The organism is Pseudomonas sp. FP1762 (assembly GCF_030687105.1).
Lineage (GTDB): Bacteria > Pseudomonadota > Gammaproteobacteria > Pseudomonadales > Pseudomonadaceae > Aquipseudomonas > Aquipseudomonas siliginis.
Map to the genome: position 1 here is coordinate 558,435 of NZ_CP117458.1, position 12,457 is coordinate 570,891.

Below are 12,457 nucleotides of genomic sequence, written 5' to 3' on the forward strand. Positions count from 1 at the left end.
GCATGAGCGACTCCCTTGATCTCAGCCTGGATGGTGTAGAACGCCGCTCGCTGGCTGACTTCACCGAAAATGCCTACCTCAACTACTCCATGTACGTGATCATGGACCGCGCCTTGCCGCATATCGGCGACGGCCTGAAGCCGGTACAGCGGCGTATCGTCTACGCCATGAGCGAACTGGGGCTGGACGCCGATTCCAAGCACAAGAAATCGGCGCGTACCGTCGGTGACGTGCTCGGCAAGTTCCACCCCCACGGCGATTCGGCGTGCTACGAAGCGATGGTGCTGATGGCGCAGCCGTTCAGCTATCGCTACACGCTGGTCGACGGCCAGGGCAACTGGGGTGCGCCGGACGATCCGAAGTCCTTCGCGGCCATGCGTTACACCGAAGCGCGGCTGTCGCGCTATTCCGAAGTGCTGCTCAGCGAACTGGGCCAGGGCACCGCGGACTGGGGGCCGAACTTCGACGGCACCCTGCAGGAGCCGCTGGTGTTGCCGGCGCGCCTGCCGAACATTCTGCTCAACGGCACCACCGGTATCGCCGTGGGCATGGCCACCGATGTGCCGCCGCACAACCTGCGTGAAGTCGCCACCGCCTGCGTGCGCTTGCTGGATGAGCCGAAAGTCACGGTCGAACAGCTCTGCGAACACATTCAGGGTCCGGATTATCCGACCGAAGCGGAAATCATCACGCCGCGCGCCGACCTGCTGAAGATGTACGAAACTGGCAAGGGCTCGGTGCGTATGCGCGCCGTGTACCACGTCGAGGACGGCGACATCATCGTCACCGCGCTGCCGCATCAGGTCTCCGGCGCCAAGGTGCTGGAGCAGATCGCCGCGCTGATGCAGGCCAAACCGTCGAAAGCGCCGCAGATCGCCGATCTACGTGACGAATCCGACCATGAAAACCCGTGCCGCATCGTGATCATCCCGGTCAACAGCCGCGTCGATCACGAAGCGCTGATGCAGCACCTGTTCGCCAGCACCGAGCTGGAGTCGACCTACCGGGTCAACGTCAACATCATCGGTCTGGACGGCAAGCCGCAGCTGAAAAACCTCCGTGCGCTGCTGGTCGAATGGCTGGAATTCCGCGTGCTGACCGTGCGTCGCCGCCTGCAATTCCGCCTCGACAAGGTCGAGCGTCGCCTGCACCTGTTGGACGGTTTGCTGATCGCCTACCTCAACCTGGATGAAGTGATCCACATCATCCGCACCGAGGAACACCCGAAAGCCAAGCTCATCGAGCGTTTCGCCCTCAGCGAGATCCAGGCCGACTACATTCTCGACACCCGTCTGCGTCAGTTGGCGCGACTGGAAGAAATGAAGCTGCGCGACGAGCAGGACGAACTGCTCAAGGAGCAAGCCAAGCTGCAAGCCCTGCTGGGCAGCGAAGCGAAGCTGAAGAAACTGGTGCGCACCGAGCTGCTCAAAGACGCCGAAACCTACGGCGACGACCGTCGCTCGCCAATCGTCGAGCGCGCCGAAGCCAAGGCGCTGAGCGAACACGATCTGCTGCCGAACGAGAAAGTCACCGTCGTGCTGTCGGAAAAAGGCTGGGTGCGTTCGGCCAAGGGCCACGACATCGACGCTACCGGTCTGTCGTACAAGGCCGGCGATGGCTTCAAGACCTCGGCGGCGGGGCGCTCCAACCAGTTTGCCGTGTTCATCGATTCCACCGGTCGCAGCTACTCGGTTGCCGCGCATACCTTGCCGTCGGCCCGTGGCCAGGGCGAACCCTTGACCGGCCGTCTGACGCCGCCACCGGGCGCTTCGTTCGAATGCGTGCTGATGCCCGAAGACGATGCGCTGTACGTGATTGCGTCCGATGCCGGTTACGGCTTCGTGGTCAAAGGCGAAGACCTGCAAGCGAAGAACAAGGCCGGCAAGGCCCTGTTGAGCCTGCCGAACAACGCCAAGGTCATCGCGCCGCGCCCTGTGGCCGATCGTGAGCAGAACTGGCTGGCCTCGGTCACGACCGAAGGTCGCCTGCTGATCTTCAAAATCAGCGATCTGCCACAATTAGGTAAGGGCAAAGGCAACAAGATCATCGGTATATCCGGTGAACGCGTGGCCAGTCGCGAAGAATATGTCACGGACATCGCCGTCCTGCCGGAAGGCGCCACCCTGGTATTGCAGGCTGGCAAACGGACCCTGTCGCTGAAAGCCGACGACCTCGAGCACTACAAAGGTGAGCGTGGACGGCGCGGAAACAAACTTCCGCGGGGCTTCCAGAGAGTGGATGCGCTGCTCGTCGAAAACCTCAATTAGGCGAGAACGCCTTCCTAGAGCGTTCGATCTGCGATTAAACGCGTAGATCGACGCTTTGGCGCTGGAGTCGGAACGCATATTCACGGATGATATGGCCTTTCAAGCGCCGGCGTGGCCGAGCGTTCTTCATATTTATTGAGTATTTTCACTGTGGTCAGCCTTGTGGCGGCCACCTGGACGGGATGATGACTGCTCTACGCCCCCTTATTTTGTTGCTCGCCGGCGTTCTTGGCCTGGCGGGTTGCAGCGTTCACCAGCCGGTGTCGCTGTACCAACTGGACAGCGGAAGTCCGGTTCAGCCTGCGCAAAGCGCAGGCATGGCGGTTTTGCTGGGGCCGGTAGTTGTTGCCGATTACCTGCAACGCGAAACCCTGCTGCAACGTCAACCCGACGGCAGCCTGCAAGCGGCGACCGACGGTCGTTGGGCTGGCAGCCTTTCGTCGGATATCGATCAACTGCTGATGCGTCAGGTCGCCGGTCACCTGGACAGTCAGCGTGTGGTGCTGGCGCCTGCTACTGCCGGATTCACGCCGGATGTGCAGGTTCTGCTGACCATCACCCGTCTGGATTCCGGGGCGAAACAACCGGCGATTCTCGATGCGCAATGGCGTTTGATCGATCGTCGCGGCAAGGTGCGCGATAACCGCATCATTCACCTGCAGGAAACGCACGCCGGCAGCACCGCGTCCCAGGTGCAGGCACAAGGGGTTCTGTTGCAGCGTCTGGCCGAGCAGTTGTCGGTGGCGCTCAAGCCACTGGCCAACCAGCCGCCCGTGGCCGAGGCACCGCGTAAAGCCGCGCCGAAACCCGCAGCGCCAGCGGCGGATGCCGAGAAACAGCCGAAGATTCCAATGGCCTCGCCGATTCGTACCGATATGGAAGTGTTTCGCTTCTGAGGCTGGAACGAGTCAGAACAGAGCCCGCCTTGTGCGGGCTTTGTTGTATCTGGGGGGCAGAGATTATTCGTCTTCAACGCTGGCCACTTCGCGAGCAGGCTCGCTCCCACATTTGATCGGCGGCGAGCAGACCTGGTGGGAGCGAGCCTGCTCGCGAAGGGGCCAGCGCAGGCAACAAAAAGCCCGCAGACAATCACTCGTCTGCGGGCTTTTGCGTATCGGGCCTAAGCCTTACGCCCGGCGCTCATGCATCCGCGCCAGTTGCCGTTCGAGCATCGACGGATACGGCTCCATCAACCGCTCCACACAGCAAGCGCCTTCAGGGCTGGCGATCGGCCGGATCCGCGCACGCTGGCGGATCAGCGTGTCATCGCTGATCTTGCGCTCGACCAGCAGCAGATTGCGGCTGTGTTGCGACAAGGCCAGTGCATCCTGGGCCGAATCGGTCAGCAGCAGATCAATCTGGCTCAGACCGAACAACTCGTCGCCCAAGGTCAGGCCCAGCTGCAATTGCAGGGTGATGCCGCTGTCTGCGACCTCGATCTGCAACTGATGACCCAGAGCACGCAGCAATTCGCCGCAGCAGATGGCATTGGTCAGGTAGTCGTCGCCGCAATCTTCGGTATGGAACAGCAACAGCGTGCTGCCATCGTTGAGGGTTTCGATTTCGCCCTGATACAGCGACGCGGCCTGCTCGAGGCAGTCGCGATAGCGTTCCTGCAATTCTTCCAGACGTGCGCGAGGCAAACGACGCAATTGTTCCTGCGAACCCAGTTGCACGGCCAGTACGGCGGTGTGCTGTGGCACGTCAGGGCTCGGTTTGCGCGTCAGCGGTTGGGCGGCGCCGTTCAGCGATTCGTCGCGCAGGTCGGCGAAAGCGTCATCGTCATCATCGTCTTCGACGGTGCTGACCAGGTGACGCGGTGCCGGTTTCTTCGCGGCCAGCGGGCGGCTTTCGTCGAAGCTCGGATCGCGCAGGTTACGCACCTCGAATTCAGGCTCGTCTTCTTCCTCGGCGAATTCCGGCTCGGGTTCGGGCTCAGGCTCCGGTTCCGGGGCGTAGCTGGCATGCAGCTGGCGCGCCAGATCGCCGATTTCATCCTGGCGATCGATGCCCGGGGTGTGCGCGTCGATCCGGCGCAGCCACACGCGCAATTGCAGCAACGGCGTCGACAGATAGCGGCCCATGCGCAGACTCAGAGCCAATGACAGCGCCAGCAGAATTGCGCTCAGAATGCCCATGCTTTGCAGGCTGATGGTCATCGGCTGCTGGAACTGATCCATGTCCAGGCTGATGCGCAGTTGCCCGGCAGTCACGTCCTGGAAAGTGATCTTGCTCTCGTACATGCCCTCGGCTTCGCCCAGCAGGCTGTGCTTGGGACGCTGACCGGACTCGGCGAGGATGCGGTTGTCCACACTGTAGATTGCCGCGTGGGCGACCAGTTTGTTCTTGGTCAGGTTGTTGAGCAGCACGTTGAGGCTGAGGATGTCGTTGGACACCAGCAGCTCGGTGGCGGAGGTGGCGGTCTGCGTGGTCAGGCTTTCGCCCAGCGCATCGGCCTGCTCGTGCATGGCCTGCTTGAATTGCAGCCCCATCACCCCGGCATAGATCACCAGGGCCAGAGCGACCAGGATCACGTTGTGGCTGGCAATGCGCAATGCAATCGGTACACGGCGATGGCGCAGTGCACGGAAGATCAGCAGGAAGAAGTTATCGGTTTTGACTGGCGTGGGCCGGTTCACTTGAGCTCGGCTCTTTGTCCGTGAAGTTGACGCGCAGTATAGCGACAGGCCCCAGACCGGCAAAGCGCTCGCGGTGCCCGATGGTCACTGAAAGTGGGTAGAATGCGGTTTTTTTCCAGTTGCGGGGGTGCGCGTTGCGCGAAATCGTCCTGATTAACATCACGGGAGTCGACCGTCCCGGTCTGACAGCGGCCATCACCGGTGTTCTGGCACAAGGTGGTGTGAACATTCTCGACATCGGTCAGGCGGTGATCCACGACACCCTGTCGTTCGGCATCCTGGTTGAAATTCCCGATTCCGAACAGGGCAAGTCAGTGCTCAAGGACATCCTGTTCAAGGGCTACGAACTGGATCAGCAAGTGCGTTTCACCCCGGTGTCCGAAGAGGATTACCAGCAGTGGGTGGGCAATCAGGGCAAGAAACGCCATATCGTTACCCTGCTGACGCGCAAAGTCACAGCCGGCCAGTTGCAGGCGGTCAGCGCGATCACCGCCAAATATGGCTTGAACATCGACCATATCGACCGTCTGTCGGGGCGCATGCCGCTGGACACGCCGGCCGACAAGGGCAAGGGTTGCATCGAGTTTTCCGTGCGCGGCGAAGCCGCCGATCCGCAGGCTTTGCGCGCCGAATTCCTCAGCGTTGCCCAGGAATTGAACGTCGACATCGCCTTCCAGGAAGACTCGCTGTTCCGTCGCAACCGGCGTCTGGCGGTGTTCGACATGGACTCGACGCTGATCGAAGCGGAAGTCATCGATGAGCTGGCCAAAGCGGCCGGCGTGGGTGACCGGGTTTCGGAAATCACCGAGCGCGCCATGGCCGGTGAACTGGATTTCCGCGCCAGCTTCAAGGAGCGTCTGGCGCTGCTCAAGGGCCTCGACGTCAGCGTGCTCGACTCGATCGGCGCCTCGCTGCGCCTGACCGAAGGCGCTGAAACCCTGTTCGCCGAACTCAAGCGCCTTGGCTACAAAACCGCCATCCTGTCCGGCGGCTTCACTTATTTCGCCAAGCAACTGCAAGCCAGGCTTGGCATCGACTACGTGTTCGCCAACGAGCTGGAAGTGGTCGACGGCAAGTGCACCGGCGTGGCGATCGAGCCGATTGTCGATGCGCAGCGCAAGGCTGATCTGCTCAAGGAGCTGGCGCACAAGGAAGGGCTGCGTCTGGAGCAGACCATTGCTGTCGGCGACGGCGCCAACGACTTGCCGATGCTGGCGATTGCCGGGCTGGGCGTGGCGTTCCGCGCCAAACCGTTGGTCAAGCAGTCGGCGAAGCAGGCGATTTCAACGCTGGGGCTGGATGGTGTGTTGTATCTGCTGGGTTTCCGGGATCGTGACGGGCAGTTGTAACTGACAAAGCACAAAGATCGCAGCCTTCGGCAGCTCCTACATTTGGAATGCATTTCCCTGTAGGAGCTGCCGAAGGCTGCGATCTTTTGCTCTAAAGCGAATTCCACAACGAATCAAAATCCTCCTCACCCCCGCCATTCTGCGCAGGATCCAGCGAGCGATAGGCGAACTGGTTGAAGCTGTGCGTACTCGCCACCCGCCGATCCAGCCCGGCGCGGTGTTCTTCGCCCTGGGTGTTGATCAATACCTTGTTGCCTTCCTGAAACGGCAGGCGCGGTGCAAGCACGGTGGCCGGCACATCGATCGCGCTGATCTCCGGCAACAGCAAACCGCGCAGATAATGGCTGTGATCGTCCTTGGAACGAACCAGTTGCAGCCCGCACGGCTGCGCGTGTGGCGCAACCAGTTCAATGCCCATCTGTGTGCCGCTGCCGCGCACCTGGCGGATCCAGCGAATCACCGCAATGCTCCAGCCGTTGCTCTCGCTGTCCTGAATGCCGAGCATTTCCCCGGCCTGCAATTCCGCCGGCACCTCGCTCGGCCAGGCCAGGCAATAGCCGCCGGGGCTGTGGTTGATCACCGGCAAGGCGTAAGTCGGATAATTCGGCGCGTTGCCGGGGCCTTCATCCTCGCTCAGCTGGTCGTACTGGATTTCCTCGTACGGCAACAGCTCATCGTTACTTTGCGGGGCAGCGTCGAACGCCTGACTCCAGCTGTCCTTTTCGCCGTTGGCCACGACGCTGCTGAAATTTGCCGCGCGGGCACCGGGATGTTTGAGCAACTCGCTGAAGGTGCGCTCGCCGCCGAGGTAGAAGTGCAGGGCGCTCATGCCGACGCACACGGTCAATGTGCCCTGGCCGGCGCTGCGCTGAAAACTGCGTTCGGCAGCCTGGCCCCAGGTCGCGTGCAGATGTTGCAGGGTATCGATGCTGAGACCGGCGGAAACAGGCAGGGGGGGTGAAGTCGGCTGCTGCAGCAGGTGCGTTTCGAGCTGCTTGACCAAGGGCTGCGGGTCGAAGCCCAGCAGCCCGCTCTGTTGTTCGCTGCGAAACATCTTGCGGTAGCGTGGACCAACATCCAGTTCCGGGCTGATGGCGAACAAACCGTCGTCGGCGCGGCCGGGATGCAGTTTGAGCAGGGCGCTCCACGGCTCGATCACCTCGGCCAGCCGAGCAATCTGACTCTGGCGTAATTGATTGCAACGGGCACTGCCCAATAGCAGCGCGGCGATGTAGGTCTGTTCGACGCTCAGTTCGCTGGTCAAAAACGCCAGATCATCGCGCAGCCGCCGTTGTTGCAGCTGTAATTGCGCAGCGCTGCGATACAGCTGATGCAATTCGAACCACACGTGTTCCGGCGGTGAACTGTACAGCTGCGTGGCGCGCACCAGTTGCGCCTTGAGGGCATGCGCGGCGCGTTGCAAGGCGGTGCCGACCAACGTCGCGCGATCCTTGCTGTATTTGGGCAGGATGCGCAGAACGATCTGTTTATAGCCGATGGCCAACTGACCTTGCAGCGCCTGACACAGGTTGCTGACTTTGCGCGAGCGCTCATCGAGCATGATCGCCTGATGCAGAAAATGCCGTTCCAGATGCTGGCAGACGAAATACACCTCGGGCCGCAGCAGCTCAAGCAATTGCAGGCGATTGTCGCTGGGAGTGAGCAACAGGTTCAGTTCGCCGAGGCCTTGATACAGCAGGCGGGCGGTTTCGCCGATGTTGGCTTTGGGCAGGCTGGCGATCCAGCGCTTGAGGTCGCGCGGGCTGGCGTCGCAGAACGACAGGCGTGTTTGCGTGGGAGTCGGAGCGCGCAGCTTGGGAGAAAAGTTGGTCTGGCTCATGAGCAAAACCATAGCAGCAAATGCCGCAGTTTGCGGAAGCAGCCTCGGCTGCTTCCGCGAACAGAGTCACGCTTTTGGCAGTGCCAGACCTTGGCCCATCTGCACGGGTGAACCGGCCACCAGCTCTTCCGCCCACTTCACCTGATCCGGGCCAAACAGCACGATCGCCGTCGAACCGAGCTTGAAGCGCCCAAGTTCCGCGCCTTTTTCCAGATGAATCGGTGCGCGTGCGGCTTCGTCGTAGCGGAAGGTTTTCAGCTCGCGCTTCGGTGGCGTGACCAGACCGGCCCACACGGTTTCGATCGAAGCGACAATCATCGCACCGACCAGCACCACGGCCATCGGCCCGCGTTCGGTGTCGAAAATGCACGCCACGCGCTCGTTGCGGGCGAACAGCTCCGGGACGTTTTCGGCAGTGGTCTGGTTCACCGAGAAAATGCGGCCCGGGATGTAGACCATTTCGCGCAGGGTGCCGGCCAGCGGCATGTGCACGCGGTGGTAGTCCTTAGGCGACAGGTAAATGGTAGCGAAGTCGCCGCCCATGAACGGCGCTGCGTTGGCCGCATCCCCGCCGAGCAACTCCAGCACGCTGAAGCTGTGGCCCTTGGCCTGGAACACACGACCGTGCTCGATCGGGCCGAGCTGGCTGACCGCACCGTCGGCCGGGCTGAGGATCGCGCCCGGCGTCTCGTCCAGTGGACGCGCGCCGTCTTTCAGAGCACGCGTGAAGAAGGCGTTGAAGTGCTCGTAAGCGGTCAGGTCTTCGACCAGTGCTTGCGACATGTCCACTTGATAACGCTTGGCAAACCATTGCGTGAAGGCATTCTTGAACCAGCGCACGCGGCATTCGGCGATGCAGCCGGCCAGGCGCGACAGCAGGTGATGCGGCAGCAGGTACTGGCTGAGGATAAACAGACGCTCTTTCATTAGTTGTCCTTAAAAACCTTAAATCTCGACTGGCGTGTCAGGGTGGTTGCCCCATTCGCCCCAGGAACCGGCGTAGCCCTTGACCCGCGGATAACCGAGGGCTTTGGCCACCAGATAAGTGAAGCCCGACCGGTGATGGGTCTGGCAGTGGGTAATGATTTCCTTGTCCTTGGTGATCCCGAGGTTTTCGAGGATCTGCGGCATGTCGCTGCGGATACGCAACTGACGCGTCTGGTCCATGCCGGCAGTCCATTCGAAATTGACCGCACCGGGGATGTGGCCACCCTTGGCGGCGAGGACTTTCTCGCCGGAATATTCCAGCGGCCCACGCGCGTCCCAGATCGCCAGATCGGCCGCGCCGAGACGGCTTTGCAGGTATTCGCGGGTGGCGGTCGGTTCGTCGTGCAGGGTCAGCGACACTGGGCCACCGACGGCGGCCGGCACCTGAATCGACATGGGCATGCCGTCCGCCAGCCAGGCCGGAAGACCACCGTCTATATAGTGGTACTTGTCGTGGCCAATGACATCGAGCAGCCAGATGAAACGCCCGGCCCAGCCGCCGCCCTCATCGTCATACACCACGTAGACCGCGTCTTTGCGATGACCGAGCTCACCAAACAACGCTTCCAGATCGGCCTTCGCCGGCATCAGCCCGGGGGCCGGTGGCTGGCCGAGCTGGGTGCGTTTCGGGTCGACAAAACGTGCGCCGGGCAAGTGACCTTCGGCATACCGGGCAGGGCTGGTCAGGTCCACCAGGATCAGTTCCGGGGACTCCAGACGCGGCAGCAGGTCGCTCGGCTCGATGACAAGCGGCAAGCCAGAGAAGTCAGACATGTGAGGTCTCCAGAGCACAAAGGGGAGGATTGTAGCGCAGGCTCATTGGCCACGGCTGCTAAAGCTGTGCAGGGCTTTTTCGATGCACTGCGCGGTTTTGCCGAAGGCTTGCACAGTGATGTCGGCGAAGGGGCCGCCGCCCTGATCGGCAACGACGATCATGATCACCCGACCATTGTTGACCAATGAACGCAGAAACAGATGTTCGCCACGAAACAGCGTGCGCAGGCTCGCCGGTAACAAGGCCGAGAATTGTGCGTTGTTCTCCGGCGTGATCCGCACCTGTGCCTGCTGAGCGAGCAGGCGTTGCAGGACTTTGCTCTGGCTGACGACAAAACTCAGCGCCGCCGCATCCTTCGGCAAACCGGCGGTCTGGTGTACGCGCAGGGTCGAGTGCGTGCGGTCGGCCATCAGAATCATCACCCGGCGCATGCCGCTGGCCACCAGTGCCTCGCGGGCGGCGACGGTCAGGCTCATGGCATTGGTGAAGCGGCTGGGTTCGGCGAGCAGTTCGGCGCATTGCCGACGCCACTGGCCCAAGTCATCCGCATTCGGCGCTGCTGCCGGGAGCATGCCGGCCGGCAAGCGACGAGTGCCCCACGGCCAGATCAGCGAAACCGCCGGGTGCCACAAATCGGGCATCGCATGCTGACGCGCGCTGTTCGCCGCTTGCTGGTGCAACTGTTGCTGCACTTCGTCCATGGAAATCTGCAGATAGAGGCTGGTCAGGTACTGCCAGCGCTTGCTGTGCAGACTGTCCCAGGCCTGTTGCGCCGACAGCGCCAGGCCGTTGGCCAGCAGCACGGTATTGGCCGGCTGGTTGAGCCAGCGGCGTAGCGTCGGATCATCGTCGAGGCGATTCTGCTGGCGCAGCGGGTGCTCGCTGTCACGGGCGATGCGCAGCACTTTGACCAGTTCGCGTTGTTCGCTGAGCAGCAATTTGTAGCCTTGCTCGACCCAGATCGGCAGATGCCAGGCGTGGACCAGTGCCTCGGCGATCTTCAACAGGCGCACGCCGAACAATTGCTTTTCGACCACACGTGCCGACTCGCCCTTGTGGATCACGCGCAGTTCCCACTCCTCGAGCAACTGCGGATACGTCAGTGCCAAGGGCCACAGCGGCGACAAAAACAGCAAGCTGCCCCAATGAATGTCCTGCCACAGCCGCGCGAGGCGACTGGCAAAAAAACCGTTGGCCTGTTGTGTCGCGTGTTGGCTGATCAGTTGCAATTGGCGCAAACCCTTGGGGATTTGCCGGTGCGGTTCGGCGGGCAGGCGCGCGAGCAATTCTTCGGTGCGGGCAAGGCCCAGGCGATTGATTGCCACCTCAAGATTTTCCGCCGGCGCGGCCATGGTGCCGTGGGTGTGACGATTCGCCTCACGGATGACGCTCAAGGCCAGCGCCGGGCTGTCCTGCATCAGATCGGCGATGTCGCGCAGCGAGCTGCGATTGTCGCGGATCGCCCGGCAGACTTTGTCGTGAGCCTCTTGTGGTACGGGCAGGCGGACGCTGTCGAGCAGCTTGACCCAAGCCTGGAGCGTGGTCGGTATTACCGATGGAATGTTCGTTTCATTAGCCATGTCTGGACGAGATCTTCACTGACTGTAGACGCGCCCGGCATGGGCTAAATTGGCTTTTCGCCTGAACTGGCTATAGTCTGGCGCAGTTTTGCCGATAAGTAGAAGAAGAGATTTTTTAACTTCCGAATATGACCTTGAACCCGACTTAAACAAGTACCTTCTACCTATGGCTAAAATTATCGGCATCATCGTCGTATTCGCGAGCGTGCTCGGCGGATACGTGCTCTCCCACGGCAAGATTGCCGCTCTGATCCAGCCCTTCGAGGTGATGATCATCGGCGGTGCGGCCCTCGGCGCATTTCTCCAGGCCAACCCCGGTTACATGACGATGCACGTGCTCAAGAAATCCCTGAGCATGTTCGGTTCGCGCTTCACCCACACCTTCTACCTGGAAGTGCTTGGGCTGATCTACGAAATCCTCAACAAGAGCCGCCGTGAAGGCATGATGGCGATCGAAGGCGACATCGAAGATGCCGCCGCGAGCCCGATCTTCGCCAAGTACCCGGCGGTGCTCAAGGATGAACGCATGACCGCGTTCGTCTGCGATTACCTGCGCATCATGTCCTCCGGCAACATGGCTCCGCACGAACTGGAAGGCCTGTTCGACATGGAACTGTACAGCCTCAAGGAAGACCTCGAGCACCCATCGCACGCAGTCAACGGCATCGCCGACGGCATGCCCGGTTTCGGTATCGTTGCGGCGGTACTCGGTATCGTGGTGACCATGGCCTCGCTGGGCGAGGGCGACCAGGCGTCGATCGGTCTGCACGTGGGTGCGGCACTGGTCGGTACCTTCTTCGGTATTCTCGCGGCATACGGTTTCTTCGGTCCGCTGGCGCATTCCCTGGCCCACGATGCCAAGGAAGAGCTCAACGTCTACGAAGCCATCAAGGCCTCGCTGGTGGCTTCGGCGTCCGGCATGCCGCCGTCCCTGGCGGTCGAGTTCGGGCGCAAGGTTCTGTACCCGGCGCACCGTCCAAGCTTCGCCGAGCTGGAACAAGCGGTTCGCGGTCGCTAAGT

General features: G+C 61.6%; 9 protein-coding genes. 4 read left to right on the plus strand and 5 right to left on the minus strand.

Features of this window, described 5'->3' with window-relative positions; genetic code table 11:
- Positions 1–2 precede the first annotated feature (2 nt).
- The gene (parC, locus tag PSH90_RS02405) at positions 3–2,267 is read left to right on the plus strand and encodes a DNA topoisomerase IV subunit A (RefSeq protein ID WP_305382080.1); all 2,265 of its coding nucleotides are present in this window, start codon (positions 3–5) and stop codon (positions 2,265–2,267) included.
- 185 nt (positions 2,268–2,452) lie between these two features.
- The gene (locus PSH90_RS02410; RefSeq protein ID WP_024011350.1) at positions 2,453–3,163 is read left to right on the plus strand and encodes a membrane integrity-associated transporter subunit PqiC; all 711 of its coding nucleotides are present in this window, start codon (positions 2,453–2,455) and stop codon (positions 3,161–3,163) included.
- A gap of 231 nt (positions 3,164–3,394) precedes the next feature.
- Here PSH90_RS02410 and PSH90_RS02415 read toward each other — a convergent pair whose 3' ends face one another.
- Positions 3,395–4,906: an AhpA/YtjB family protein gene (locus tag PSH90_RS02415; protein WP_095180973.1), complete on the minus strand. Its 1,512-nt coding sequence runs from the start codon at positions 4,904–4,906 to the stop codon at positions 3,395–3,397.
- Between the two features lie 134 nt (positions 4,907–5,040).
- Here PSH90_RS02415 and serB point away from each other — a divergent pair, with 134 nt between their 5' ends.
- A complete protein-coding gene (gene serB / locus PSH90_RS02420) occupies positions 5,041–6,255 on the plus strand; it encodes a phosphoserine phosphatase SerB (RefSeq protein ID WP_041477650.1) in 1,215 nt (404 codons plus the stop codon).
- A gap of 91 nt (positions 6,256–6,346) precedes the next feature.
- On the opposite strand, the gene PSH90_RS02425 is transcribed toward serB, so the two are convergent.
- The 4 genes from PSH90_RS02425 to PSH90_RS02440 form a co-directional block, all read right to left on the minus strand.
- Complete coding sequence (locus PSH90_RS02425; protein ID WP_305382081.1) at positions 6,347–8,095, minus strand: molecular chaperone; 1,749 nt, start codon at positions 8,093–8,095, stop codon at positions 6,347–6,349.
- 66 nt (positions 8,096–8,161) lie between these two features.
- Positions 8,162–9,022, minus strand: coding sequence for an archaetidylserine decarboxylase (asd, locus tag PSH90_RS02430; protein ID WP_024011354.1), 861 nt, complete (start codon positions 9,020–9,022; stop codon positions 8,162–8,164).
- An 18-nt stretch (positions 9,023–9,040) separates the two neighbouring features.
- Positions 9,041–9,856 carry a thiosulfate sulfurtransferase gene (rhdA, locus tag PSH90_RS02435; protein ID WP_076565369.1) on the minus strand — a complete coding sequence of 272 codons (816 nt, stop codon included), beginning with the start codon at positions 9,854–9,856 and terminating at the stop codon, positions 9,041–9,043.
- A 42-nt stretch (positions 9,857–9,898) separates the two neighbouring features.
- Complete coding sequence (locus PSH90_RS02440; RefSeq protein ID WP_305382082.1) at positions 9,899–11,437, minus strand: HDOD domain-containing protein; 1,539 nt, start codon at positions 11,435–11,437, stop codon at positions 9,899–9,901.
- A 166-nt stretch (positions 11,438–11,603) separates the two neighbouring features.
- Between PSH90_RS02440 and motA the strand changes: the two genes are divergently transcribed.
- On the plus strand, positions 11,604–12,455 hold the full coding sequence (gene motA / locus PSH90_RS02445; protein ID WP_024011357.1) for a flagellar motor stator protein MotA: 852 nt from the start codon (positions 11,604–11,606) through the stop codon (positions 12,453–12,455).
- Positions 12,456–12,457 lie beyond the last annotated feature (2 nt).

Bases quoted from the DNA above. Each gene is read 5' to 3' on its own strand.
- parC (WP_305382080.1), top strand. From the start codon at position 3: ATGAGCGACTCCCTTGATCTCAGCCTGGATGGTGTAGAACGCCGCTCG.
- PSH90_RS02410 (WP_024011350.1), top strand. From the start codon at position 2,453: ATGACTGCTCTACGCCCCCTTATTTTGTTGCTCGCCGGCGTTCTTGGC.
- PSH90_RS02425 (WP_305382081.1), bottom strand. From the start codon at position 8,095: ATGAGCCAGACCAACTTTTCTCCCAAGCTGCGCGCTCCGACTCCCACG.
- asd (WP_024011354.1), bottom strand. From the start codon at position 9,022: ATGAAAGAGCGTCTGTTTATCCTCAGCCAGTACCTGCTGCCGCATCAC.
- rhdA (WP_076565369.1), bottom strand. From the start codon at position 9,856: ATGTCTGACTTCTCTGGCTTGCCGCTTGTCATCGAGCCGAGCGACCTG.
- PSH90_RS02440 (WP_305382082.1), bottom strand. From the start codon at position 11,437: ATGGCTAATGAAACGAACATTCCATCGGTAATACCGACCACGCTCCAG.
- motA (WP_024011357.1), top strand. From the start codon at position 11,604: ATGGCTAAAATTATCGGCATCATCGTCGTATTCGCGAGCGTGCTCGGC.